This is a genomic window from Pseudomonas sp. TH08 (assembly GCF_016651275.1).
Classification (GTDB): domain Bacteria; phylum Pseudomonadota; class Gammaproteobacteria; order Pseudomonadales; family Pseudomonadaceae; genus Aquipseudomonas.
Window position 1 is genome coordinate 711,444 of the sequence record NZ_JAEKEE010000004.1, and the last position, 25,678, is coordinate 737,121.

Here is a 25,678-nt window from a genome sequence, read left to right on the forward strand (position 1 = left end):
AGATCTCGCGCGATGAGTGGATACCTGTCGACTGTATGGGCGTGCAGCGGCAGGCCATCCAGTGGCAAGTTGGCTATGCTCATCTGGACAACTGACGTTACGAGGGATTTATGGACGATCCAGTCGACAACAAACCGCCGACCTTCTGGCAGATGCTGCACAGCGTCATGGCGGCGGCGTTCGGGGTTCAAAGCGGCAAGAACCGGGCAAGGGATTTCACCCATGGCAAGCCCAGCCATTTCGTGATGCTGGGCATTCTGTTCACGGCGGTGTTCGCGCTGACGCTGTTTGCGATTGTCAAACTGGTGCTGCATTTCGCCGGTGTGTGACGGGTTTCAGCGCATCAGCGTTTGCAGGGTGAACGGATAGCGATACGTCGCTGGACGGCCCTTGGCCGACAGCTTGCGAAAGCTCACGCCATAATTCGGCGACTTGCCCAAGGCAAGCATTTGCTGTGCATGGGGTTTGTCGACCAATTGCAGCAACGGCAGCATGCGATCGCGCCCGCCGTAGTGCTTCAAGTCGACGCCTTGCTGATCGTCATGCAACTCGACCAAAGCCCAGCCCCCCAGCGTAAAGTGCCCGCCAACCAGCGCGCTGAGACGTCCGTCAAGCAAAGCCTGCAATGCCGCCGGGGATGTGTTTACCGCACTGAACAACGCATCTTTACCCGGGACCTTGCCCGTCTCGGCGTATGCGCGGATTGCGCCAAACGCCATTTCATCGTTGGCCGACCACACCAGGGACACCTTTGGATAGCGGCCGAACAGTTGCTTCGCCTGTTCATAGGCGCGGTCTTGCGTCCAGCCGCTGTAAACCAATTGTCGCAGTCGCACCTCTGGATGTTCGGTCAGGGCGCGCTGCATGCCGTGCTCGCGCAACTGCGCCGATGGCGTGACCTTGAGCCCCGAGAACGCGAGCATTTCAATCTGCTCGCCGTTTTCCAGCGGCGGGTGCAGACGAATCAGTTCCTTCATCATCAAGTACCCGCCCTCCTCGTCGTTCGGCACCAGACTGCCGATCAGGTCTCGACGTTCGCCAACCAGGGCCTGCTGATCAACGGTCAGCGCAGCGTTGACCATAAACAGCTTTACCCCGCTGTTCTGGGCCAGGCGCAGAATTTGCGGTGCAACGTATTGTTCGTTGACGAAAATCAGGTACTGCGGCCGATTCGGCCCCTGCAATGCCAGGCGTGCCTGAGCCAGCGTCAATTCCGGCTGGCGCTGCGAGTAGAGGATTTTCAGATCGATACCCAGATCCCGGGCTGCTGCTTGCATGAATTGCGAATAACTGACCCAAAACGCTTCCTGGGTCGAACCCGGATTGAGGAACAGCACCGATTCGGCCCGCGCAGCGGACCCGAAAGCCACGCCGAACAGCAGCAGGCCAAGGTGGAAAATCTTCAACATGAGTCATCCGGGCCCGAGGAAAAATGGCCGCGCATTATAGCCATCGAATCAGCGGCTAATGACGCTTGATCCCGTTTTTGTCCGACAATCCATCGGAAACGGGCCCGGATGGGTCGTTTACTGATGACTGACCCAGAATACCGCTGTCCCCACTACCAGAATTATCAGGAACAAAATGGCCCACGCATCGACGCTACTGTCGCTTTTTCTTGCCTTGGTCGGATTGCTCATTGCATCGCCTCTTGTCGGTTTTATCGGTGATTGCAGAAAGACTCGACCACAGTTAAGACGATGATTGTCCGCACGACAAATGTGGATTAGCTGACAGTCGTTCTCGTTAGGCGTTTTGGTTCTTTACATATACTCAAACATCACTTTTGCGCATAACTGCAAACGGGTATATTGCCCCGGCTCCGTTAGGGAGAGCGCGGCCGTGCGCGCAGAATTGCAGAGGCACAATCGGACTCCAGCAAGCGAAAACGCAGTGCTACTCCGAATGGCCCAAGCCTGAGAACAGGACTTATATGTACGTATACGACGAGTACGATCAGCGGATCATCGAGGACCGCGTCAAGCAGTTCCGTGATCAGACCCGACGCTATCTGGCAGGTGAGCTGAGCGAAGAAGAATTCCGCCCCCTGCGCCTGCAAAATGGCCTCTACATCCAGCGCTTTGCGCCGATGTTGCGTGTGGCGGTGCCTTACGGCCAGCTGACGTCGCGCCAGATGCGCATGATGGCCAAGATTGCCCGCGACTACGACAAGGGCTACGCCCACATCAGTACCCGGCAGAACGTGCAGTTCAACTGGCCGGCGGTGGAAGACATCCCGGACATCCTCGCTGAACTGGCCACCGTGCAAATGCACGCGATCCAGACCAGCGGCAACTGCCTGCGCAACGTCACCACCGACCAGTTCGCCGGTGTCGCTGCCGACGAGGTGATCGACCCGCGCCCATGGTGCGAGATCGTCCGTCAGTGGACTACGTTCCACCCGGAATTCGCCTACCTGCCGCGTAAATTCAAAATCGCCGTCAACGGATCGACCGCTGACCGTGCGGCCATTGAAGTCCACGACATTGGTCTGGAACCGGTGCACAACGCCGCTGGCGAACTGGGTTTCCGTGTGTTGGTCGGCGGTGGCCTCGGCCGTACGCCGGTGGTCGGTGCGTTCATCAACGAATTCCTGCCATGGCAGGATCTGTTGAGTTACCTCGACGCCATCCTGCGCGTGTACAACCGCTATGGCCGTCGTGACAACAAATACAAGGCGCGGATCAAAATCCTCGTCAAAGCCCTCACGCCTGAAGTGTTCGCGCAGAAAGTCGATGCGGAAATGGAGCACCTGCGCGGTGGCCAGACCACATTGACCGAGGCCGAATTGCAGCGTGTGGCCAAGCACTTCGTCGATCCGGACTACAAGGCGCTGGACAACCAGACCGCCCAACTGGCCGATCTGGACAAAGAGCACGCGGGTTTTGCTCGCTGGCGTACCCGCAATACCCTGGCCCACAAAAAGCCGGGTTACGTTGCCGTGACCCTGTCGCTGAAACCGACCGGCGTTGCGCCGGGCGACATCACCGACAAGCAACTCGATGCCGTCGCCGATCTGGCCGACCGCTACAGCTTCGGTCAACTGCGTACTTCCCACGAGCAGAACATCATTCTTGCCGACGTCGAGCAAAGCCAGTTGTTCACCCTGTGGGGCGAACTGCGTGAAGGTGGTTTCGCTACGCCGAACATTGGTCTGCTGACTGACATCATCTGCTGCCCTGGCGGCGATTTCTGCTCGCTGGCCAACGCCAAGTCGATCCCGATCGCCGAATCGATCCAGCGCCGTTTCGACGACCTCGACTACCTGTTCGACATCGGCGAGCTGGACCTGAACATCTCCGGGTGCATGAACGCCTGTGGTCACCACCACGTCGGCCATATCGGTATTCTCGGGGTGGACAAGAAAGGTGAAGAGTTCTACCAGGTGTCCCTCGGTGGCAGCGCCAGCCGTGATGCGAGCTTGGGCAAGATTCTCGGCCCCTCCTTCGCTCAGGAAGTCATGCCTGACGTGATCTCGAAGCTGATCGACGTGTACGTCGAACAACGTACTGAAGACGAGCGCTTCATCGACACCTATCAGCGTATTGGCATCGACCTCTTCAAGGAACGCGTCTATGCAGCGAATCATTAAGAACAACGAAGTCGTCGACGAAACCTGGCACCTGCTGCCAAAGGACTTCAACATCGACGAGATCAGCAACTGCGACGATTTGATCGTTCCATTGCAACTGTGGCGCGAACATAGCCGCATGCTCAAAGCTCGCGACGGCGGTCTGGGGGTCTGGCTGGACGCCGACGAAGAAGCCGAAGAAATCGGAGAAGACGTCGCGGAGTTCCAGGTGATTGCCCTGAACTTCCCCGCGTTCACTGACGGCCGTAACTACTCCAATGCCCGTCTGCTGCGTGACCGTTACGGTTTCAAAGGCGAACTGCGAGCGATTGGCGACGTGCTGCGCGATCAGTTGTTCTACATGCACCGCTGCGGTTTCGACGCTTTTGCCGTGCGCCCGGATAAAGATCCGTACGAAGCCCTTGAAGGTCTCAAGGATTTCTCGGTGACCTATCAGGCCGCCACTGACGAGCCGCTGCCGCTGTTCCGTCGTCGTTGATAATCAAGCCTTGAACCCGTGTCGACGGGCTCAAGGCTTGTCACTTCCCTCCCTCTTCACTTGATCATTCGCCTGTCACGGGAAATGGCCTGCCCATGGCTGCCCAGTCCCTGAACAACTTCGCGCGGTTTTCCAGAACCTGAAAGAGCGCCATGGGGTTGTCTGCATCATCCGCAGCGGCTTCGACGTTTTGACTCAATCGACGCCAGAGATCGGGTGATGCATCCGCCTCGCTCAACAGCCGCCAGACCCGGGCTTGCAGCTCCGAATAGATGACGCGAAATTCCGGCGTCAGGCTGACCCCGTCAAGCGTGCGCAAGAAACGTCTGCCAACCGGTTTGGCGGCCAGGCGCTGCCAGATCGCCAAACGGGCATTGCTCAGTTGCTGCTCCGTATTGCGCAGCCAGACACCGGCTTCTCCATGCAAAGGGCCCGGGGCGCCCAGCCAAACGTTGAAACCACAACGCCGCCGATGCGCGCCAAGGCGTAACAAGGTGTCCTCATCTGTCAGCGGATTGCCCCACAACTGTACGCGCCCTGGGGCCACAGCCTGCGCGAGCACTGCCCGTGGAACCCGGGCAATCTGGTTGCCACGCAGATCCAGCGACGTCAGATAAGGCTCGTCGCGAATCCCGACCGGGCACGTGCTGATACCGGTGTTGCGCAGATTCACTTCCCGCAGATTGTTCATGCCTTGCAACATCGGCGGGACGCCCAGCGGGTTCTCACTCAAGTCCAGCACTTGCAGATTGGTCAGGCTGCCCAGTTGCGCAGCGGTGTTCTCTCGCAGGACCAGATGGGTCGCGCGCAGATCCAGCTTCGTCAGTTGAACAAGCGACGGGATCACCGAGGGCAGCGCGCTGTGCAGCACGCCCATGGCATCGGCCACCCGCAGATCGACACTTTCCAGATTCAGCGTTCGCAAATGGGGGAAAGACTCAAGAAAGCCGTTCAGGCTCTCGCGCTCGACCACATGGAAGCCGCGCAAGGACAGTTCGATTACCTCATTGAAGCGGGTACTTACCTGCGGCAAACGGTGAAAATCCTCGAATTCCAGGTTCAGCTTGTAGCCCGTCAACGCGCCGTCTACGTGAAGGCGATTTTCCGCAGACGGACGCTTCTGCCAGATTTCGAGCAGTTCCTCGGCCAGTTCCCGGCGACACTCTCGTTCGTAAGCCAGCGTGTGTTGCAACAGGTTGACGTTGTACGCCTCGATTTGCCCGGGCGTCATGCCGGCGGCATCTTCATCGTCTGCGTCCATGAACTCGATATCCATGTCATCGACATCGGTCAGACTCTGTTCGATCCAGCCATTCAGATCCATGACCAACACCTGCAACTGCTCCTTGAGTTGGTCGAGGCGCAACTGCGCATTGGCACCCGCCTGCAACAGCCATGCATCGACCTCCGCATCGCTGAAACCGGGATAAACATCCCTGACCTGCAAACGCATCATTGCGTGGGTCAGCGCCGCTGATTGCGCAGTGTCGGGAAAACCGCCCCCGCGCAAACCCTGCATTTCGAAGGGCAACCCCATGTCCATTCTGCCGAGCCCCGCTGCCAACGCTGAGCGCGACAACGCCAGATCCCGCAACTTGAACTTGAGTTCGTCAGCCACGTTCAGCGCGGGTAACTGCAGGGCCGAGCGCTCGTCGGGGGTCAGCACTTGGGCAATCGCCTCGAAAATATCCGCATGACCCACGGTGCCTGGAGCGGCGTCAACGGACTGATAGCGCGTGCCGATTTTTATCAAGTGGCGACACGTCGCGGCATCCAGCGCACCGGTGCGGTCCAGCACGCGACCAAGCGCAGAGCCGTCGCGAATTTCCAGTCGCAGGTCTTGCGGCCATCCGGGGAGATTTTTCAGTGAATGCAGTACCAGTGTGTCCGAATCGGCGTGGCTGACCGATTGCAGATAAAGGCTTTCGTGAGCGCGAACCAAGCGGACATGCTCCTGATACTGTCGCGCCTTGCTGTCGAGATTCTTGAACAGCACCCTGGCACGAGCCGTATCAAGCGTATCCGCGAGATCGATGCCATAGCGATCAAGCATCTGTTCCACGGCGTTTTTCGGCAGTCCGGGGTATTGCTGCTGAAACAGCCGCACCCAGGCATCTTCTGAACGCTGGAGTGCCTGATAGCGGTCGTCGAACCATGCGGCTCGGCGGGCCTGCAACGCCTCTTGAACGGCGCTGTCCTTTGGGAGGGTTTTCGCGTCGAACTGCATTGAGTGCAAAGCTTGCGTCACGTCCTGATCGATCTGGAACCGACTGATAATGTCGGCCAGCATGGGATCGGGCTGGCGGCCGCTGCGAATCATGCGCAGCACATCGTCATCGACGGCGCTGACCTTGCCAATCTGTAGCAGTATCTCGTCGCTGAAGTTCTCCACCGTGGGGCCAATGCCCCGCAACAGGCTCAGGCGGCTCTGCGGCTCGACTGGCACCGCAGGCGTATCCACAGCGGGAAGCTTTTCTGAAGGTGCCACCGTCGGTTCATCTTCCAGTCTTGTGACGAGCGTCGCTTCACGGCTTTCATTCTTTAAACTGCCGAGTGCGCCGGCCAACGGCAAGGCGTTGAGCAAACCGAAGACCGTGCGGCTCACACCATCGGCGCGCTCACTTGCCGTTTCACCGTCAATGGCCTGATCCAGACCATACGCCGCGTCGATCAGGCCGGCCAGGGCCAGGATCCCTTCACCACCCGGGAAAAACAATGCCAAGGGCGCGAAGCGATTGAGCCACTGCACCACCGGCTCGACAACCGCACTGAGGCTGTCGCGGTTGACCTGACCATCGTCACGAATGCTCGAGACGCTGTCCCCGGCCACCTGCTTCATCGCAGCCACCAACTGTGCAAACGGATCGACGCCAGCGAGCATGCGTTCAAAATCGATGTAGTCGCGCGGATCCCAGTAGCCGTCGTTGTTGAAGAATCCGGCCTCCTTCGTCAGTCGGTGCATCGCCGGATAGATCGCCATCCCCTCAAGCGCAGTCAGGACGCCCGCATGAAAGGTGCCATCCTCGCGGTCATCCTTCTGAAAATGCTCCGAGAGGGCCTTCTTGGTCGAGTCCGCTTTGCCTTGGGTGACGATCCATTCCTGCAAGGCATGTTCATCGGCGAACTCATGCAAGGGCGAAGAGTTGCCCGGGATATACAGCAGCAGGATGGAAGCCGAGCGCTGGCGAAAACACCAGATGTCCGTCGCGGTATAGCGATACAGCTTCAGACGACTCGCTTCGAACCCTGGCGGGATTCGGGTCGGCGCTTGCAGTTGTATGAGGGTCAGGCTTTTCCAGGTTTGCAGGGCAGGCAACGCTGCCGCTTGCAGGGCAAGCGCAAGGCCCTGAACCGACAGACTACCCTCACGATGTTGCAGGTGGGCCGCCATGACAAATGCAGCCTTCACCGAGGTTCTCAATGGATAAGGTGCCGCCGCGCCGATGACCGAGTCCGACGGCCAGGATTGATCGAGATAGGTCTGATAAAGGTCTGCCAGCATCAGGTCCCAGACCCACTTCTTGAATTCGGCGGGCCGCAGTTGAATCTGCGTACCCGGCCCATAGGTCTGTGGAACCGTTGCGCGATAAATGCCTTCATACGTGTCGTGATTGCCGCTGCCGGTCGTGGCGAATTCATCCACGTTGTCGACAATTCGCACTGTTGGCCCCAGATCGGGTGGCTGATACAGCCCGAACGCAGTTTCGCCAATACGCCCGTCACCCGTGGCCTGGTAATTGCCAAGCAACGCATTGATCAGGGTTTGCGAGTTTTTCACGCGTCCCTGATGGATGCCTTTTCTGGCAGGGTGCCCACGGTAGTTGTAATCCAGCGTGACCAGTAATGCGCTATGCGGATCAATCGCGGTGCCCCACTTCTTTATGATCAGGGCGCCACCAAACTGTGCCGGGGTTTGGGGCAGCGCTATGTCCACCGCGGCCTGGAGTTCGCCCGGTAATTTGGCGGCGGAAGTGAACGGCGCGTCTTGGGCTGAGTCAGTCATGTGCATTCCATTGCAACAGATTGGAAATACCAGACTACCCGGCCCCCAAGCACGAGTCAGTCGGACTGATCGGCAGGATGCCTAGGACGTTTCGCTGCTGTGACGGGAAAAATGCCTGACGGCAGACAAAAAAACCGCGGAAGTCCGCGGTTTTTTGTCTGCCGGTGACGAGCGCCGGATTACCAGAAACGTTGCTGGGTCAAACGGCTCCACCAGCTCAACAGTACGCGGTCCACCGAACCGCTGGCGGCCATGCCGATGCGCTCCTGCAGGCTTTTGCGCTCGGAGTAATGCAGGTGATAAACCTCGAATTTCTTCGCGCGGTCGGCCAGGTATTCGTCGCTGGTCTTCAGTTCGTCTACCAGTTGTTTGTCGAGCGCGGCGACACCGAGCCAGACTTCACCGGTGGCGACTTCATCGATCGCCAGTTGCGGGCGATAACGGGCGACGAAGTTCTTGAACAACTGATGGGTAATGTCCAGGTCTTCCTGGAACTTCTCGCGGCCCTTCTCGGTGTTCTCGCCAAACACGGTCAGGGTGCGTTTGTATTCGCCGGCAGTCAGCACTTCGAAATCGATGTCGTGCTTCTTCAGCAAGCGGTTGACGTTGGGCAACTGGGCGACCACACCGATGGAGCCGAGAATCGCGAACGGCGCGCTGATGATCTTCTGCCCAATGCACGCCATCATGTAGCCGCCGCTGGCAGCAACCTTGTCGATGCACACGGTCAGAGGCACACCGGCTTCACGGATGCGTGCCAGTTGCGAGGACGCCAGGCCGTAGCTGTGGACCATGCCGCCACCGCTTTCCAGACGCAGTACCACTTCGTCCTTCGGTGTGGCGAGGGTCAGTAGCGCGGTAATTTCATGGCGCAGGCTCTCGGTGGCCGAGGCCTTGATGTCGCCGTCGAAATCCAGCACGAACACCCGTGCTTTCGCTTCGGGCTTGTTCTTCTGCTTCTTCTCGCTTTTTTCGGACTTGGCCTGGCCTTTGCGCAGGGCCTTGAGCTGATCCTTGTCGAGCAGGGTTTGCTCGAGACGCTCGCGCAAGCCTTTATAAAAATCATTGAGTTTGCTGACCTGCAACTGACCGGCCGATTTGCGCCGGCCCTTGCTGCGCAATGCGGCAAAACTGGCAAGCACCACCAGAATGGCGATCACCAGGGTCACGGTCTTGGCCAGGAAGCTGGCGTATTCGGTAAAAAACTCCACAGAGGCTCCTTAAAACAATGCGTGGATGTGAAGCACACGCGGGATGGTTCCAGCATACCCATGCGCCGGCTCGGCGGCCAGCCGTGAAACCTCTGGCAACACGCCTGTAACGGGCATTTCAAACAAGCGTATGTTTTTTCATTGACAGCTCTCCGTCATCCTCATAACCTCGCCAAACCTTCAACGTACCGGGATGACGCGGACGTGGGCAGCATCTATCTGATTCGACATGGCCAGGCCTCCTTTGGTGCAGACGACTATGACGTCCTGTCGCCGATCGGTGTGCGCCAGGCAGAAATACTCGGCCAGCACCTCGCTGAGCTGGGGATCAGCTTTGATCGCTGCATCGCCGGTGACCTGCGTCGCCAGCAACACACAGCCACCAGCGCACTGGAGCAATTCAGTGCCAAAGGCCTTGCGGTGCCGAACCTGGAAACCGATTCCGCGTTCAATGAGTTCGATGCCGACGCGGTCATCCGCGCCCTGCTCCCGCCCATGCTGGAGGACGAACCGGAAGCCCTCGAGATCCTGCGCAACGCTGCGCAAAACCGTGGCGAATTCCAGCGTATTTTTGCCCTGATCATCGAACGCTGGCTGGCCGGCACTCACGACACACCAGGGCTGGAAAGCTGGCTGGGCTTCGTCGAACGGGTTCAAGGCGGTTTGCATCGAATCCTCGAACAGGCTGAAAAGAATCAGAAAATCGCCGTGTTCACCTCCGGTGGCACCATCACTGCCCTGCTCCACCTCATTACACAAATGCCTGCCAAACAGGCTTTTGAATTGAATTGGCAAATCGTCAACACCTCGCTCAACCAGCTGAAGTTCCGCGGTCGCGAGGTGGCTTTGGCTACCTTCAACAGTCACGCTCATTTGCAACTGCTGAAGGCCCCGGAACTCATCACTTTCCGCTGAGTCCGGATAACTGTGACCCTGGCTGTAATCACCCAGCTCTCATTACCCAAGAAAGGATCGAACCATGACCTCCGTAGCTGATGCCGTACAAGCAATGAAAGCCAAGTTCAACCCAGCCGCCGCTGCCGGTCTGGACCTGGTCTTCGGTTTCCGCATCGACGAGACCAAGAACTTCTCGCTGATCGTCAAGGACAGCACCTGCGAGCTGAAAGAAGGCGAGAACCCGGACGCCCAGGTCACGCTGGTGATGGACGGCGAAACCCTGGAAGGCATCGTCGACGGTTCGACCGACGGCATGCAGGCGTTCATGGGCGGCAAACTGCGCGCTGAAGGCGACATGATGCTGGCGATGAAACTGTCCGAGCTGTTCCCTTCGTAAGACTGCCGTTCGCTTACAAACAAATCCCGCCATTGGCGGGATTTGTCGTTTCAGGGTCACTGGATGCCGTCAGCGTCCAGCTCCTTGAAGACCTGCCGATCGGCGATCTGGGTCTGACTGTCGGGGTACATTAACTGGACGCTGCCACCGGGGATGATTTCACCGGTTTGCGCATCACGGGCGAAGGTGATGACATACCGCTCACCCTGGTACTTCAGGTAAATGTTGTAATAATCCTGCGGCTGGTCCGGCGCTGCAAAAGCGCTGTAGCGATAGCGGGTGCGTGGCACCAGCATTGGCCACTCCTTTTGCAGCAACTCGCCACTCACTTCGGGGTCCGCTGACTCCAGGGCAACAATCGCCGTCGCGACCAGTTCATCGTTGTCGCTTGGTTTGAAAGGCAATGGTCTGTTACGAAGCATGGTTACAGCGCTTTTTTTCCATCGACAACATCACGGCGGTACATTCCGTTACGAAACCACTTGGAGGCATCAAAGCGGTTTTCTTCCGGACTCCAGTCGCCGTAATACATATCACTTTCTCGCTCATCGCATCTTCCCTTGTGTGCAGATATAGACCCATCGCACTAAAAACCAGCAAAAAGGCCGCTATGACACCCACGCGCTTGTGAAAATTAACAGTCATGGCTGTGCCGGTTGCCCTTTTTTAAACTTCAGTTGCTGCTTCGGTGGGCCCAAAGGCGTATTGCCTGACCGCACCTTTCCGACAGCCCCATAATCGTCCAGCGGATAGCTCATGTTCTTTTCATTTTTCGTGCGGCTCTGGGCATGCATCAACAGCTTTTTGTCGTTTTCGGTCGCCAGCGCCGGCGGCTGGACCGGGGCTGTTTCGCCCGGCAGCTCCAAGGTGTCGTCCTTCTTCGACAATCTGTATTCAGCGAGACGCCGTTCGTAGCCAGCCTTCTTGATCCTGAATGCAGATTTGGCTCGATCGTCCGACGCTACGCGCGCCTTCGCCCCCTCCAGACCATCACGATCTGCATCGCTGCCATACGTTTGGTCGTAAAGGCTGCGCCGCGGGTAAGCATGAATAGTTGCCCCGGTGGAATCAGCAAGTTTCTGTGCAAGACTGAGTTCGTAATGCTCCTGGCCTTCACTGACCAGCGCAGTCTCGTCCACCCCCAAACCGGTTCGGCACGCGTAAGAAAAAATATTGGCGCCCAAGGCAAAGGCATCAGGCTGCAACTGACTGGCCTGCGCAGGTCCAAAGCGGTAGCTGGCGTCCTTGCCTTCGATTTCGTAACCGAACTCGATATTGAACACCACGCCGTGGGCAAAGATATCAAGCTGTTTGATCTCGCGCTTTTCTTCTACCCGCTTGTTTATGAAAGCAACCAGTTCGGCGGCTGAATCAATCTCAAGGTATTCGGCTTTGTAGGTATTAACGACAAGTTCTTTAAGCGTGGCGCGCATTTTGGGGTCGTATTCCGCGACAAACAGCAGAAAGAAGGTCTTGTCCGCGGCCCCCTTTTTAACGTTCGAATAGTCTCTCAACTGGCCGACACCTTGGTTGATGAAACTCATCTTGTTACCGTAATTTCCGCGAATCTCCGTCCAGCGACTAATGTGGTAAGAGCCAACCACCGTTACATAATCGTACTTGAGCGAGCCCTTCACCTGCGTCGTCGCGTGTTGATCGCTCGTCTCGCCCTGTTTCTTGTCCGGTGTCGCCACGTTGAACCTTCCTTAGTAAGCGATGCCCAGTGCATCCAGGTGAGCGGCGGCTTCCTTGCCCCATTGCACGACAATGGACGTCGGGTCGGCGGTGAACACCCGTGCAGCGTTGCCGTGGTTGTCGGTATGGCCGACAAGGCGTTGGCCGTCACCGGTTTCGATGCAAAAGAGCATGTCGGGAATGGCTTCGCCGGTGGTTTCGTCCACCAGTTGGAAACGTTCGCTGTGTTTGGGTACCGTCACGATCGGAATGAACGGTGCGGCGCCGGCCTGAGTGCCGACGAAGACGTCGCCAGAGCCGGTGATGATCATGCCGCCGTGGGCGGTGGCACTGCCGAGAAAGGCAATGGGTTGGCCATTGATCAGGATATTGCCGATGCCTTCGCTGACCGCATCGCCGCAAGCCGTGGCGTCGCCGACGCGCAGCACCGGCATGCCGTTGATGTTCACGTTGGGTGAACCGGCGGTGCTGGCATTGGTGCCGTGGCCGGTTACCGGGCAGGCGTTGAGATCACTGAGTCGGGCGGCAGGTTTTGCCATCATCTACATCCTTGTGAGAGCCAAGCCGCGAAATGTACCGGATCTAGACCAGGGATAAAAGTCTGTCCTTGGCTGTCAGGGGCAAATCCGGCGCAGCGAACGAGGCTGCCAGCAACTCTCGCGTATAAGGATGGCGCGCCTGACGAAACAGCTCATCCGTCGCGCCACGCTCCACCACCTCGCCATCCTTCATTACGATCAAGTCATGCGCCAGCGCCCGCACCACCGCCAGATCGTGGCTGATGAACAGGTAGGTCAAGCCGTGTTCCTCCTGCAATCGCCGCAACAAACCAACGATCTGTTTTTGCACCGTACGATCGAGTGCCGAGGTCGGTTCATCCAGCAGGATCAGGTCCGGTTTGAGCACCAGTGCGCGGGCGATGGCGATGCGTTGTCGCTGACCACCGGAAAACTCATGGGGATAGCGATGGCGCGTTGCCGGATCGAGGCCGACTTCGCGTAGCACGGCAATCACTGCCTGCTCCCGCTCGTCAGCGTTCAGATCACTGTGCACGCGTAATCCTTCGGCGATAATCTGCTCCACGCAAAGACGCGGGCTGAGGCTGCCGAACGGATCCTGAAACACCACTTGCAGGCGTTTGCGCAGTGGCCGCAGTTGCTTGCCGCTCAGTTGCTCCAGCGCCTCGCCCTGAAAGCGAATCTGGCCCTCGGCTTCGATCAGGCGCAGGATCGCCTGCCCCAATGTGGATTTGCCAGAACCCGATTCGCCGACAATCCCCAAGGTCTTGCCGCGCTGTAGATTCAGGCCAATCCCCTTCACCGCGTGCAGATAAGTCCTCGGCCGCAGCCAGCCTCCGCCGAGCCGGAAGCGCACGTTGAGATCACTCACCTGCAACAGATCTTCTGTCGCATCGCGACAAAGCGCCGTGCCGCCCGGTTCGGCATTGAGCAATTCAATGCTGTAAGGATGCTGCGGCGCACTGAACAGCTGTTCGCAAGGCGCCTGCTCGACAATCAGTCCACCGCGCATCACTGCCACGCGCTGAGCGATATTGCGCACCAGATTAAGGTCATGACTGATGATCAACAGCGCCATGCCCAATCGCTGCTGCAGTTCTTTGAGCAGCAAAAGAATCTTGCGCTGCACGGTCACGTCCAGCGCTGTGGTCGGTTCATCAGCGATCAACAACTGCGGTTCGCAGGCCAGCGCCATGGCAATCATCACCCGTTGCCGCTGGCCGCCCGATAGCTGATGCGGATAAGCCTTCAGCCGTTCGCGCGGGCGCTGAATGCCGACCAGTTCCAGCAGTTCAAGAATACGTGCGCGGGCGGCCGCGCCGGCCAGGCCCTTGTGCAGCGCAAGGCTTTCACCCAACTGCCGTTCGATAGTGTGCAGCGGGTTCAACGAGCTCATCGGCTCCTGAAAAATCATCGCGATACGATTGCCGCGCAGTTGCCGCAGATACCGCTCATGCACGCCCAGCAACTCCTCACCGGCGTAACGAATACTGCCGTCGATGCGCGTGATGGTCGGGTCGAGCAGTTGCAGGATGCTGTGCGCCGTCACCGATTTGCCGGAACCGGACTCGCCCACCAGCGCCAGGCATTCACCGGGACGCACGTCGAGATCAATGCCGTGCACCACTTCGTGTCCGTTGAAGGCGATTCGCAGATCGCGAACTTCGATCAGCTTCTGGTTCATTTCAAGCCCTCGGATCAAAGGCATCACGGCACGCTTCGCCAATGAACACCAACAGAGAAAGGATCAACGCCAACGCGAAAAACGCCGTCAGTCCAAGCCACGGCGCTTGCAGATTGTTCTTGCCCTGCCCGATCAGTTCGCCCAGCGAAGCACTGCCGGCGGGCATGCCGAAGCCGAGGAAATCCAGCGCCGACAGGGTGGCAATTGCCCCGGTCAGAATGAACGGCAGATAGGTCAGGGTCGCGCTCATGGCATTGGGCAGAATGTGCCGGACGATCACTTGCGCATCGCCAACGCCCAATGCCCGTGCGGCTTTCACATATTCCAGGCCACGACTGCGCAAGAATTCCGCGCGGACGACGTCGACCAGACTCAGCCAGGAAAACAACGCCATGATCCCCAGCAGCCACCAGAAATTCGGCTCGACGAACCCCGACAGAATGATCAGCAAATACAGCACTGGCAGACCCGACCACACCTCCAGCAAGCGCTGCCCGAGCAGGTCAACCCAACCGCCGTAGTAACCTTGCAACGCTCCGGCCGCGATACCGATCAGCGCACTGACCGCCGTCAGCACCAAGGCAAACAACAGCGACACGCGCGTGCCGAAAATCACCCGTGCCAAAACATCCCGCGCCTGATCGTCGGTGCCCAGCCAGTTCTGCTCGGTCGGCGGGTTCGGCGCCGGTTCAGTCAGGTCGTAATTGACCGTGTCGAAACCGAACGGAATCGGCGCAAACCACATCCGCCCGCCCTGCCCCTCGATCAACTGGCGCACCTGAGCGCTGCGATAGTCCGGCTGAAACGGCAGTTCACCGCCGAAATCCTGTTCGCTGTAGCGCTTCAACGCCGGGAAATACCATTCACCGTGAAACGTCACCAGCAACGGTTTGTCATTGGCCACCAGCTCGCCACCGAGGCTCAGGCCGAACAACGCGAGAAACAGCCACAACGACCACCAGCCACGCCGATGCGCCTTGAACCGCGCCCAGCGACGCTGGCCGATTGGAGTTAACGTCAGCATCAGGCAGCCCTCGAGGTGAAGTCGATTCGCGGGTCGACCAGCGTGTAACACAGGTCGCCGAGCAGTTTTATCAATAGCCCGAACAACGTGAAGATGAACAGTGAACCGAACACCACCGGGTAGTCCCGCGACACCGCTGCTTCGTAACTGAGCCGGCCGAGGCCATCCAGTGAGAAGATCACTTCGATCAGCAGTGAACCGCCGAAAAACACCGTGACCAGCGCTTGCGGCAGGCCGGCGACCACCAGCAGCATCGCGTTGCGAAACACATGTCCGTACAACACCTGCCGCTCGTTCAGCCCCTTCGCCCGCGCTGTCACCACGTACAGCCGTGAGATTTCATTGAGAAAGCTGTTCTTGGTCAGAATCGTCAGCGTGGCGAACCCGCCAATCACCAGCGCTGTGACCGGCAGCACCAGGTGCCAGAAATAGTCGGCAACCTTGCCCCACAGCGACAGTTCGGCGAAGTTGTCCGAAACCAGCCCGCGCACCGGAAACCAATCCAGCGCCGTGCCGCCAGCGAACACCACAATCAGCAACAGCGCGAACAGAAAACCCGGCATCGCGTAACCGATGATGATCGCCGCGCTGCTCCAGACATCGAACGCCGAGCCGTTGTGCACGGCCTTGCGAATGCCCAGCGGAATCGACACCAGATACGTGATCAGCGTTGCCCATAATCCCAGCGACAACGTCACCGGGAGCTTTTGCCAGATCAGTTCGGTGACGCTGGCACCGCGAAAGAAGCTCTGGCCGAAATCCAGTCGCGCGTAACTTTTCAACATCAGCCACAAGCGCTCACTGGCAGGTTTATCGAAGCCGTACTGACGCTCGATGTCGGCCACCAGTTTCGGGTCCAGGCCACGGGTGGCGCGGGATTCACCGCCGATGGACTCGACATGGCTGGCGCCCACGCCGCCAACCCCGATGCCCTGCAAGCGCGCAATGGCTTGCTCCACCGGGCCACCGGGCGCGGCCTGGACGATGACGAAGTTGACCAGCAGAATCGCCAGTAACGTCGGCACGATCAGCAGCAGACGCCGCAGGCTATAACCCCACATGGCTGTACTCCTTTTGCAGCTGGGTCGAGGTCAGTGCGGTCGGGCTGATTTCCCACCAGGTGTCGAGACCGGCGTCGTACAGCGGCGCAATGGCCGGACGGCCGAAACGGTTCCACCACACGGTGGAAATGCCTGGCGGGTAGTAGTTGGGAATCCAGTAATAGCCCCACTGCAATACGCGATCCAACGCATGGGCGTGACGCAACAGACTTTCGCGGTTGTCGGCCTGTACCAGCCCTTCGAGCAACGCATCGACGGCCGGATCACGCAATACCATGTAGTTGTTCGAACCGGGGTCATCAGCGCCCTCGGCACCGAAGTAATTGAACATCTCGCGCCCCGGCGCCTGACTCACCGGATAAGCAGCGACGATCATGTCGTAGTCGCGATTGCGCACGCGATTGGTGTATTGCGCGGTGTCGACCTGGCGGATATCGAAGCCGATACCAATCTGTGCGAGGTTGCGCTTGAACGGCAGCAACAATCGCTCGAAGCCTTTCTGGCCGTTGAGAAAGGTGAATTGCAGCGGCTCGCCATTGGCATTCACCAACTGATCGCCGCGAGGTTTCCAGCCTGCCGCTTCGAGCAGTTTCAAGGCTCGCAGCTGCTCGGCGCGTATGTTGCCGCTGCCATCGGTTTTTGGCGCCTGGAACACCTCGGTGAAGACTTCGTCGGGAATCTGCCCACGCAACGGCTCAAGGATCTTCAGCTCTTCGGCATCCGGCAATGCGCTGGCTGCCAGCGCGCTGTGGGAGAAGTAGCTACGCTGACGCAAATACAGGCTGCGCATCATCTGCCGGTTGGTCCACTCGAAATCCCAGAGCATGGCGATGGCCTGACGCACACGGCGATCCTGAAACAGCGGTTTTTGCAGGTTGAAGACAAAACCCTGCGCGCCCTGGGCAGCGCCCGGCGCCAGGTGCTCGCGCAGCAATTTGCCTTGCTCCAGCGCGGCGCCGGCATAGCCAATGGTGTAACTGGTCGCTGAAAATTCGCGGTTGTAATCGAAGCCACCGGCCTTCAATACCTGACGCGCAACATCAGTGTCGGCGAAGAACTCCACGCTCAGATGATCGAAGTTGTAGAGCCCGCGGGTGATCGGCAGGTCCTTCGCCCACCAGTCCTGAACCCGCTGAAATTTCACGCTGCGCCCGGCGTCCACCGCGCTGATCCGATAAGGACCGCTGCCCGGAGGGATCTCGAAACCACCGCCTTCAGCGAAGTCGCGGCCGCGCCACCAATGCTCGGGCAGTACCGGCAATGTCGCTAGGTCCAGTGGCAAAGTGCGGCTGTCGGTGCTTTTAAAATTGAAGCGCACTTGGGTCGGCGACTCGACAATGACTTCGCCAACATCGCGAAACTGCTGGCGGTATTTCAGGCTGCCTTGGGTGATGAAGAGGTTGAACGTGTAACGAACGTCTTCGGCAGTAATCGCCGTGCCATCGTCAAAACGCGCGTTGGGGTTGAGGTAAAAACGCAGCCAGCGGCGATTGCTGTCCAGCTCGATTTTTTGCGCCACCAGGCCGTAGACACTGTAGGGCTCGTCTTTGCTGCGATAAGCCAGCGGCGCATACAGCCAGCCGTCAACGTCGGCAACACCGGTGCCTTTGTCGGTATAGGGAATCAGGTGATCGAACGGGCCGCTTTCCAGCGAAGAACGCCGCAGGCTGCCGCCCTTGGGTGCGTTGGGGTTGGCGTAGGCCAGATGCTGGAAATCGGCGGCGTACTTGGGGGCTTCGCCATAGACGGTGAGTGCCGGTTGCGGCGCGGCCCATGTCGTTGGGCTCAGTAACAGGCAAAGGCCCAGAAGGTGATGTCTGCAAAGCATTTGGCAGATCCTTTTTACACGGTGCGGCTAATGGCCTCTTCGCTGGCAGGCCAGCTCCCACAGGGATTCGCGTGCACCAGAAAACCTGTGGGAGCTGGCTTGCCAGCGATGAGGCCCTAACAGTCACTACACAATCTGCCTACCTGTGATGTGCAACAGGTCGGCCATTTTTATAGGGCAGGCTTTAGATCAATAAGTGACTAAAACTCTGCCCGACTGTGAATACCGATCCCCTGTAGGAGCTGCCGCAGGCTGCGATCTTTTGATCTTGCAAGATCAAAAGATCGCAGCCTGCGGCAGCTCCTACAGGGTTTGTTTAGAATTTGTAGGCAACCCGCGTGTACAGCGTTCGCCCAAACGGATCGCCATATTTCGGGTCGTAGCCGCTCTGGAACGTGTAGGTCTGGTTGCTGAATGGCGGCTCGCGGTCGAACAGGTTTTTCGCGCCGAGGGTCACGCTCAGGGTCTTGCGCCAGGTGTAGGTACCGGCCAGATCCCAGACGTTGTACGAGCCGACGTAATCGTGGGTGTCACGGTCGGAATCGTGATAACCGCTGGTATAGCGGTTGGTCAGCGCCACACCGTACGGGCCGTAGTTCCAGCTGCCGGTCAGGCTGTGACGCCAGCGGGCCACGGCACCGGCCGAGGCGAAATCGCCGCCACGGAAGTCGCCGAGCTTGTCGATGTAGTCACCCTTTTGTTGCTGCTGATAGTCGTACCGGGTGACATATGTGCCTTGCAGACCGATGCCGAAATTACCGTACGGGGTGCTGGGCAAACGGTAATCGAAGCTGACATCGACGCCATTGGTCTTGATCTTGCCAAGGTTGGCCAGGCCGGTAACGACATGGTCGATGGAACCGTCAGGCTTGCGGATCAGCCGTTCCGGGTACAGTTCCGGGTTCTCGAAGACTGCCGATTCCGGGAACTCGGCGATCTGGTTGGCGATGTCGATCCACCAGAAATCCAGGCCGGTGGTCAGACGCTCGAACGGCTGATAGACAAACCCCAGGGTGACGTTGCGCGCGGTTTCCGGACTCAGGTCAGTGTTGCCGCCGGTGCTGCGATTGAACTGCTGCGCGCAGTCGCGATTGGCAATACCGCCGTTACTCGGATTACCACCGGCGCACAAGCGCGGATCGTTGTAATTGGCATTGGTGAATGTGGTGAAATTCGGGTTGTACAGCTCATACAACGACGGCGCGCGGAAACCTTCACTGTAGGCACCACGCACCACCAGTTCCTTGAACGGCTGGAAGCGGAACGAATATTTCGGGTTGGTGGTACTGCCGAAATCGCTGTACTTGTCGTGGCGCACGGCGGCGGACAACTCCAGGCTGTCGAGCACCGGTACGTTGACCTCGGCGTACTCGGCCGAGACGCTGCGATCCCCGGCGACGCTGCCGTTCGGGTCGACGCCAAGGCTCTGCACGTCGCCGGCAAACGGCGCGAAATCCTGATGGAAGTCTTCCTTGCGATACTCGCCGCCCAGCGCCAGTGCAGAAGGGCCCGCGCCGAACCAGTCACCAATCTCGCGGCTGATGCGCCCATCGATGGCCTTCACCCGCCCTACCGCCGTGGCGTAATCGCCATCCACCGCGTTGGCGGCCAATAACGCCGAACCGGCTGCGGTCTGCGGCCCGAACGGATTGATTACACCGTTGGCAATGCCTGCGCTGACCGCCCGATCATTGACGTAACCGCTCTCGATGCTGTTGACCACTTTGTTCTGGTTGTAGGAAGCACCGAGGTTGTAATCCCAGCCGACCAGCGTGCCGTCGAAACTCAGCAGCAAGCGCTGGCCGGTGTTGTCGTCTTCATGCTGACGCGCGCCGACGGCCGTTTCACGCCAGTTCACGTCGACTGGCTGCGTCGGGTCAAGGGCGAAGCCGCTTGGCCCCGGTGTGATGCCGTTGCCCGGATAAAACGTAGTGCCCGGATTGACCTGATTGCCCATCAAGGTGCCAGGGCCGATCTGCGTGCGGTTCTCGTTGCGTGCCCAGAAATATTCGAGGCTGACATTGTGATCGTCCGACAGCTTGCCGGTGGCTTTGGCGAACGCCGAGGTCTTTTCGGTTTCCGGCACCAGATCGAGATAATTCCACAGGCTCTGACGGCAGATGCCGTTGCGCGACAACAGTCCCGGCGCGTTGCAGCCGGAACCGGCCAGTGGGTTGGTTGCATTACTGCCCTGACTCCAGTTGGCCGGCGATGCAGTGCCGGAGGTGTAATCGAGCCCGCGAGTGGGCTGGTAGTTGTAGGTATAGGCGCGGTCATCGGCAGCCAGTCGTTGCTGTTTGTCGTAACTGACCACGCCAAACACATTGAAGCGGTCGTCCTGCAAATCGCCGATCCCCCAACTGCCACTGAAATTGCGGCTTTCGCCACCGCCCGAATGCGTCGGTGAGTCGTAGTTGCTGCTGATCTGGCCTTCGGTGAGGCTGGTCTTGGTGATGAAGTTGATCACCCCGCCGATCGCATCGGTGCCGTACAACGCCGAAGCACCGTCACGCAGCACTTCTACGCGGTCAATGGCGGCGAACGGGATGGTGTTGAGGTCGACCCCGGAGCCATTGATCGCGTTGGTGGCGTTGTTACTCAAACGCCGGCCGTTGAGCAGCACCAATGTCTTGTTCGGGCCGATGCCGCGTAAATCCGCGTAAGAAGCACCGCCGCTGCTCGACCCCACCGATCGCCCGGAGCCGACAGAAGACTGGTTGGCGGAAATACGGCTGACCAGCTCCTCCGTGGTCGAAACGCCCTGCTCGCGCAGTTCTTCGACGCGCAGGATGGTGACCGGCACTGCGGTTTCGGCATCGACCCGGCGGATCGCCGTGCCCGTGACTTCAACCCGTTGCAGTTGGGTCGTCGGTTCGGTTGCCGTGCTGTCAGCGGCCATGGCCGGCAGCGTGTTGATAGCCAGCAGCAAGGCCAGGCTCAATGGTGATTTGACCGGTGAAAACTGAATCATGAACAGCCATCCCTGCGTTTTGGTTTATGCAGGGATGTGCGATGGCGCAGGGGGATTTATAGGGCGCGGTTTAGACCGTTGGGTGATGAGGTTATGCAAAAAATGCAAGCGCGTGCATCAGACCAACGCCGCCTATCGCAGCAGCCGGGTATCCAGGCCAAACCGTTCCTGAGAGATCATCTGGAACTGCCCTTCTGCCAGCTCGCAGCTCACCAGTAGGTTCCACGAATGCCGAGTTGCCACCGAGGGGATCAGCACAAACGGATGCTCGGCCAGTAAATCGTCGGCAAACCGCTGTTGATTGGGCGACGGCCACGTGGGACTCAACCAATAAGGATTCGGCACCTCTTCGGGCTGAACGACTTTGACCTGTGCATCGCTGATGACCTCAAAGCACGTCAGTACATAAGGTTCTGTGTCCAGTACAGCAAAACTGCGATTGGCTGCCACCTCCAGAATGGCAGAGGACGGGTCGACCGATGCATAAACGACTCGTCGGCCGGGTGTGTTCCATCGGCCTCCCTTCAGCTTTGAACCCATCCCGCTGTCCCACTTGGATCCGTAGACCTCCCGGTCCAGCCGCCACGCATACCAATGCCCGTCCCAAGGCAAAGGATTCATGGGTAACCTCCGTACATGATCTGACACAAGTATTGCTCGACCATCTGGAAACCCAGTGGATGTCGGGTCAATTCCAACGGCACGTGGCCGTTAAGGTAAGGGGTGGGCTTCTGCATCCATACCTCCGCCTGTAACAGCCCTCCGAACGCCCGAGTGGCCATCTCCAACACCACCGCATATTGGTAGGCGACGACACTCTGCTGTGCGTCAAGCCGTACCGGTTTGCTTTCCTGCATGAGCCGGCGCACGGTTCTTACCGACTTGCCGGTTATGCGTCTGACCATGTCTTCGCGCAGGTACAGCTCGCAAGTTGAAAGCATGTTGACGACATCGCTTAGCTCAAAGCCCTCGTCGGTCAGGCGGATGATCAGCAAGGCATCGTCACCGATGTTCTGGCCGTTCACGAGCAGGTCGACAGGTTTGCCCTCAACCTTCTTCAGCCCCGTCAGCCGGGGCGCTTTGAGTGTGGGCATCGCGACATCCTCCGTGGGGCATCTGGCGCGATCGTCGATCCAGAATTTGCGCAGGGAATAAGCAGGCTTTTCATGCTCAAGGTGTGGGGTTCGCATCTTTCATCCTTTTTCTGGGCTCCGAGCGTCCAAGCTGCTCAGCGACTTCAATGTCATGACTGATCCTATAGACCGCGCTTCCGACGACCAACCTGAAATAGTCGTCGGAAATATCCCCCACATTGCACAAACCGCTCCCGTTTCCGTAGGACGTCAACGACGTACTTTCACCTTTTAACTGCCGAAGTGATAACTCACATCCAGCCACCACTGGCGCCCGTAAGGGTCGTAATTGCCGGTCGGGTAATAGGGCCAGCCCGCCGAATCATCATGTTTGACTTGATTGAGCACGTTGTTGACCGTCAGGCCGACACTCGCCCGATCATTCAATTTGTAGCGCGCACTGGCGTTGAACACTGTCCATGGCGACAGACGCCCGTCACCGGCGCCATTGGTCACCGACCCATAACGAATGCCCATCAGCGTCGCCGTGGCCTTTTGATAGTCCCAGGTCAGGCTGGCGTTGACCTTGCTGCGCCAGTCGTAATTGGTGCGCGAGGTGCGCCAGTCCTGGGTCGGCGCCTCGTCCGACTCCTTGTAGTAGTGGGACAACACCAGGGTGTAACCCAACGCCGAACTGAACGCGCCGTACTGCCCCGCGCCCCAGCGGATGTTGCTCTTGAAGTCCAGGCCGCTGACCCGTTCGCTGGCAGCGTTGATTGCGTTGACCCGCACACGCTGTAACTGATTGGGGTCGATGGCCGCATTGCCGGCATTACGGTCGACACGCGCCAGGGTCGATTGGCAATTGGCCGAGTTGATGTCCTGTGTGCCATTACGGCATTCATTCTCTTGTTGCAACAGGCGGTTTTCGTCAACGGTGGTCAGCAGGTCATCGATCTCGACGCGCCAGAAGTCGGTGGAAAAATCGAAATTGCGCGACGGCGACCAGACAAAACCGTAGGTCCACGATTTGCCCCGTTCGGACTCCAGATCCGTCGTGCCGCTTTGCGTGTAATCGACCCGCCCGCGATCACAGGCGCCCTCCACGCCTTGGCTGCAACCGTAATAGTCGACCTGTGCCGGGTAGTAGCCGTTGCTGTCGGACTGGTAGATGTAATTGAGGTCGGGGGCGCGAAAACTGGTGCCGTAGCTGCCGCGCAATAACAGGCTGGTGACGGGCCGCCATTCCTGCCCCAGGTTGTAGGTTTTCTGTTGTTCGGTGCGGCCGCTGAATTTGTATTGATCCCAACGCCCCGCCGCTGTCGCCAGCACGGTGTCGGTGACCGGAATGCTGAACTCGCCGCCCGCCGCGTAACGCTTGCGCGAGCCACCGGAACTTTGCGCCGGACTCGCGCCGTAAAAGGTGCCGTCGTTGAGGCCGTCATCCGGGTCGACGCGGTATTCCTGTTTCCCGGCCTCCAGCACACCGGCGAATCCAACGGGGCCGGCCGGCAGATCAAACAGATCGCCGTTCACCGAAGCGTTGTAGCTGGTCGACACCGATTTGCTGCTCTGGGTCAGGTTGCCGCGAAACTGTTGCCACTCCTCGGGCGTCAGTGGCCGATCGAGGCGCGAAGCGTCCGGGGCAAACACTGGATAGCCACCGCTGACACCCAACTGCGGGCCCAGGTAGAACCCCTGAATCGATGACAGCGGCGAGTAACGGGTGGTTCTGACGCTGCGATATTCCGAGCGATTGGCCGCCAGATCATAGTTCCAGCCTGTGTCGGCAATCTTGTCCGAGAGACCGAGAGTGCCGGTCCATGAGGTGTCGCGCCACTTGCTGTTATTACTGGTGCGTCCACCGATTTCCTCTTCGCCGAAGCGACGATACCAGCGCTCCAGGTTGCCGCTGTTCTGGTTGATGAAATCCGGCGAGGTGAAGGTCGGGCCACGGGTGTTGTTCTGAATGTGGTCGAGGCCATACATCAAATCGGCGAATACCTGGCCGCTGTCGCTGAAGTGCCAGGTGCCGCGCGTGTAACCGTCGTAGTTTTCCTTTTGGGTTTGCACGGTCCAGTAATCGTTGTACGTCTGATCGGTGCGACAGCGGCCGGCGCTGTTGTACAGCTTGTTATCGAACGTACCTTGATAGGCGCCGCATCCCGGGCCCAGATAACGGTTGTTGGTCAGGTCGCGGCGATAACCGACGTCTGCCAACGGCGCGCCGCTTTGCATGAAACCGCGGTCATCGGCCCAGATCGGATCGCGGTTGGTCAGCTCCAGCCCGAACAAGCCGTCGAAGTCGCCCCAACTGCCGCCGCCACTGATCTGCAAGCGCTGGTTGTCGCCGCCACCGCGCTCGCTGGTACCGCCCTTGAGGTTGACGTCAACGCCATTGATCTTGTCCTTGAGGATGATGTTGACCACGCCGGCAATCGCGTCCGAACCATAAATGGCCGACGCGCCGCTGCTGAGGATTTCGATGCGTTCGATGACCGCCGAGGGAATGTTCGCCAGGTTGGTGAAGTTGACCTTGCCGTCGTAAGGGGTCGGGTAATCCGCCACGCGGCGACCGTTGATCAGCACCAGCGTGTGGTTGGGGCCGAGACCGCGCAGGTTCAATGCGCTGGCCGCTGGCTGCCAGGTATTGCCGTAATCTTCGCCTTGGGTCATCCCGGTGTTTTGCGTTTGGGTGGCCAGGGCGTCGTAGACGTTCTTGTAGCCGCGCGCTTCCATTTCTTCATGGGTGATGACGTTGACCGGCGTGGCGCCATCGCTCTGCGCGCGGGCAATCCGCGAGCCGGTCACGGTGACTTTTTCCATGCGGTAATCGGCATCGGTGACCGGTGCCACCGGGGTGACTTTCGCTGACACAGGCGAGACCTTGTCGGCTGCGCGAACACTCAAACCCTGAGCGCTTTGTTCGACCTGCAAGCCGCTGCCGAGCAAAGCTTTCTCCACCGCCTGGCGGCCACCCAAGGCGCCGCGCACCGCACCACTGCGCTTGCCTTGCACAAGGTTCTGACTGAACGAGATCGGCACGCCGGTCTGCCGCGAGATGTCCAGCAGCACTTCATCGAGCGGGCCACTGGCGACGTCGAAAGTGAACACGGCAGCGGCAGGCTCTTGCGCAAAAACCGGCAATGGGCTGAAGCCCATCGTCAATGCGGCGGCGAGGGTCAGTCGAGGTAATTGTTGTTTGAGTAAGAACATCGAGGGGCTTCCCTGTTGAAGGCGTCTGCA

Annotated in this window: 19 protein-coding genes; 5 read left to right on the top strand and 14 right to left on the bottom strand. The window is 59.1% G+C overall.

Annotation, left to right across the window (positions count from 1 at the left end; translation table 11 throughout):
- Positions 1–110: 110 nt before the first annotated feature.
- Positions 111–329 carry a DUF2970 domain-containing protein gene (locus tag JFT91_RS20220; RefSeq protein WP_016983294.1) on the top strand — a complete coding sequence of 73 codons (219 nt, stop codon included), beginning with the start codon at positions 111–113 and terminating at the stop codon, positions 327–329.
- A 6-nt stretch (positions 330–335) separates the two neighbouring features.
- Here JFT91_RS20220 and JFT91_RS20225 read toward each other — a convergent pair whose 3' ends face one another.
- Complete coding sequence (locus JFT91_RS20225) at positions 336–1,409, bottom strand: ABC transporter substrate-binding protein (protein WP_201233623.1); 1,074 nt, start codon at positions 1,407–1,409, stop codon at positions 336–338.
- 524 nt (positions 1,410–1,933) lie between these two features.
- On the opposite strand from JFT91_RS20225, the gene JFT91_RS20230 reads away from it, so the two are divergent.
- Both JFT91_RS20230 and JFT91_RS20235 read left to right on the top strand, forming a co-directional pair.
- The gene (locus JFT91_RS20230; protein WP_201233624.1) at positions 1,934–3,592 is read left to right on the top strand and encodes a nitrite/sulfite reductase; all 1,659 of its coding nucleotides are present in this window, start codon (positions 1,934–1,936) and stop codon (positions 3,590–3,592) included.
- Positions 3,576–4,070, top strand: coding sequence for a DUF934 domain-containing protein (locus JFT91_RS20235; RefSeq protein WP_008080464.1), 495 nt, complete (start codon positions 3,576–3,578; stop codon positions 4,068–4,070). Before JFT91_RS20230 ends, JFT91_RS20235 begins: the two co-directional genes overlap by 17 nt.
- Before the next feature lie 64 nt (positions 4,071–4,134).
- Here JFT91_RS20235 and JFT91_RS20240 read toward each other — a convergent pair whose 3' ends face one another.
- Positions 4,135–8,073 (bottom strand): dermonecrotic toxin domain-containing protein, encoded by a 3,939-nt coding sequence (locus tag JFT91_RS20240; protein ID WP_201233625.1) that lies wholly within the window; start codon positions 8,071–8,073, stop codon positions 4,135–4,137.
- A 179-nt stretch (positions 8,074–8,252) separates the two neighbouring features.
- Positions 8,253–9,284, bottom strand: coding sequence for a protease SohB (gene sohB, locus JFT91_RS20245; protein ID WP_201233626.1), 1,032 nt, complete (start codon positions 9,282–9,284; stop codon positions 8,253–8,255).
- A 204-nt stretch (positions 9,285–9,488) separates the two neighbouring features.
- Between sohB and JFT91_RS20250 the strand changes: the two genes are divergently transcribed.
- Positions 9,489–10,199 (top strand): histidine phosphatase family protein, encoded by a 711-nt coding sequence (locus JFT91_RS20250; RefSeq protein ID WP_201233627.1) that lies wholly within the window; start codon positions 9,489–9,491, stop codon positions 10,197–10,199.
- 64 nt (positions 10,200–10,263) lie between these two features.
- A complete protein-coding gene (locus JFT91_RS20255) occupies positions 10,264–10,578 on the top strand; it encodes an SCP2 sterol-binding domain-containing protein (protein ID WP_047598615.1) in 315 nt (104 codons plus the stop codon).
- Positions 10,579–10,634: 56 nt separating this feature from the next.
- Here the strand turns inward: JFT91_RS20255 and JFT91_RS20260 are convergent, their stop codons facing one another.
- The 11 genes from JFT91_RS20260 to JFT91_RS20310 form a co-directional block, all read right to left on the bottom strand.
- Positions 10,635–11,000 carry a hypothetical protein gene (locus tag JFT91_RS20260; protein ID WP_201233628.1) on the bottom strand — a complete coding sequence of 122 codons (366 nt, stop codon included), beginning with the start codon at positions 10,998–11,000 and terminating at the stop codon, positions 10,635–10,637.
- A 219-nt stretch (positions 11,001–11,219) separates the two neighbouring features.
- Positions 11,220–12,272: a hypothetical protein gene (locus JFT91_RS20265; protein WP_201233629.1), complete on the bottom strand. Its 1,053-nt coding sequence runs from the start codon at positions 12,270–12,272 to the stop codon at positions 11,220–11,222.
- Between the two features lie 12 nt (positions 12,273–12,284).
- Positions 12,285–12,812 (bottom strand): PAAR domain-containing protein, encoded by a 528-nt coding sequence (locus JFT91_RS20270; RefSeq protein WP_201203231.1) that lies wholly within the window; start codon positions 12,810–12,812, stop codon positions 12,285–12,287.
- A gap of 43 nt (positions 12,813–12,855) precedes the next feature.
- The gene (locus JFT91_RS20275; protein ID WP_201233630.1) at positions 12,856–14,475 is read right to left on the bottom strand and encodes an ABC transporter ATP-binding protein; all 1,620 of its coding nucleotides are present in this window, start codon (positions 14,473–14,475) and stop codon (positions 12,856–12,858) included.
- A 1-nt stretch (position 14,476) separates the two neighbouring features.
- Positions 14,477–15,499, bottom strand: coding sequence for an ABC transporter permease (locus JFT91_RS20280; protein ID WP_201233631.1), 1,023 nt, complete (start codon positions 15,497–15,499; stop codon positions 14,477–14,479).
- The gene (locus JFT91_RS20285; protein ID WP_201233632.1) at positions 15,499–16,560 is read right to left on the bottom strand and encodes a microcin C ABC transporter permease YejB; all 1,062 of its coding nucleotides are present in this window, start codon (positions 16,558–16,560) and stop codon (positions 15,499–15,501) included. The genes JFT91_RS20280 and JFT91_RS20285 overlap by 1 nt, the downstream gene beginning before the upstream one ends.
- Complete coding sequence (locus JFT91_RS20290; protein WP_201233633.1) at positions 16,547–18,388, bottom strand: extracellular solute-binding protein; 1,842 nt, start codon at positions 18,386–18,388, stop codon at positions 16,547–16,549. The genes JFT91_RS20285 and JFT91_RS20290 overlap by 14 nt, the downstream gene beginning before the upstream one ends.
- Positions 18,389–18,704: 316 nt before the next feature.
- Positions 18,705–21,359 carry a TonB-dependent receptor gene (locus JFT91_RS20295; RefSeq protein ID WP_201233634.1) on the bottom strand — a complete coding sequence of 885 codons (2,655 nt, stop codon included), beginning with the start codon at positions 21,357–21,359 and terminating at the stop codon, positions 18,705–18,707.
- Positions 21,360–21,491: 132 nt separating this feature from the next.
- Positions 21,492–21,980 (bottom strand): RES family NAD+ phosphorylase, encoded by a 489-nt coding sequence (locus tag JFT91_RS20300; RefSeq protein WP_201203223.1) that lies wholly within the window; start codon positions 21,978–21,980, stop codon positions 21,492–21,494.
- Positions 21,977–22,453, bottom strand: a complete 477-nt coding sequence (locus JFT91_RS20305; RefSeq protein WP_201205251.1) for an MbcA/ParS/Xre antitoxin family protein — start codon at positions 22,451–22,453, stop codon at positions 21,977–21,979. The genes JFT91_RS20300 and JFT91_RS20305 overlap by 4 nt, the downstream gene beginning before the upstream one ends.
- Before the next feature lie 270 nt (positions 22,454–22,723).
- On the bottom strand, positions 22,724–25,648 hold the full coding sequence (locus JFT91_RS20310; protein ID WP_201233635.1) for a TonB-dependent receptor: 2,925 nt from the start codon (positions 25,646–25,648) through the stop codon (positions 22,724–22,726).
- Positions 25,649–25,678 lie beyond the last annotated feature (30 nt).

Excerpts from the sequence above, each read along its gene's own strand:
- JFT91_RS20220 (WP_016983294.1), top strand. The coding sequence starts at position 111 with ATGGACGATCCAGTCGACAACAAACCGCCGACCTTCTGGCAGATGCTG.
- JFT91_RS20225 (WP_201233623.1), bottom strand. The coding sequence starts at position 1,409 with ATGTTGAAGATTTTCCACCTTGGCCTGCTGCTGTTCGGCGTGGCTTTC.
- JFT91_RS20230 (WP_201233624.1), top strand. The coding sequence starts at position 1,934 with ATGTACGTATACGACGAGTACGATCAGCGGATCATCGAGGACCGCGTC.
- JFT91_RS20235 (WP_008080464.1), top strand. The coding sequence starts at position 3,576 with ATGCAGCGAATCATTAAGAACAACGAAGTCGTCGACGAAACCTGGCAC.
- JFT91_RS20240 (WP_201233625.1), bottom strand. The coding sequence starts at position 8,073 with ATGACTGACTCAGCCCAAGACGCGCCGTTCACTTCCGCCGCCAAATTA.
- JFT91_RS20255 (WP_047598615.1), top strand. The coding sequence starts at position 10,264 with ATGACCTCCGTAGCTGATGCCGTACAAGCAATGAAAGCCAAGTTCAAC.
- JFT91_RS20260 (WP_201233628.1), bottom strand. The coding sequence starts at position 11,000 with ATGCTTCGTAACAGACCATTGCCTTTCAAACCAAGCGACAACGATGAA.
- JFT91_RS20270 (WP_201203231.1), bottom strand. The coding sequence starts at position 12,812 with ATGGCAAAACCTGCCGCCCGACTCAGTGATCTCAACGCCTGCCCGGTA.
- JFT91_RS20275 (WP_201233630.1), bottom strand. The coding sequence starts at position 14,475 with ATGAACCAGAAGCTGATCGAAGTTCGCGATCTGCGAATCGCCTTCAAC.
- JFT91_RS20280 (WP_201233631.1), bottom strand. The coding sequence starts at position 15,499 with ATGCTGACGTTAACTCCAATCGGCCAGCGTCGCTGGGCGCGGTTCAAG.
- JFT91_RS20285 (WP_201233632.1), bottom strand. The coding sequence starts at position 16,560 with ATGTGGGGTTATAGCCTGCGGCGTCTGCTGCTGATCGTGCCGACGTTA.
- JFT91_RS20290 (WP_201233633.1), bottom strand. The coding sequence starts at position 18,388 with ATGCTTTGCAGACATCACCTTCTGGGCCTTTGCCTGTTACTGAGCCCA.
- JFT91_RS20295 (WP_201233634.1), bottom strand. The coding sequence starts at position 21,359 with ATGATTCAGTTTTCACCGGTCAAATCACCATTGAGCCTGGCCTTGCTG.
- JFT91_RS20300 (WP_201203223.1), bottom strand. The coding sequence starts at position 21,980 with ATGAATCCTTTGCCTTGGGACGGGCATTGGTATGCGTGGCGGCTGGAC.
- JFT91_RS20305 (WP_201205251.1), bottom strand. The coding sequence starts at position 22,453 with ATGCCCACACTCAAAGCGCCCCGGCTGACGGGGCTGAAGAAGGTTGAG.
- JFT91_RS20310 (WP_201233635.1), bottom strand. The coding sequence starts at position 25,648 with ATGTTCTTACTCAAACAACAATTACCTCGACTGACCCTCGCCGCCGCA.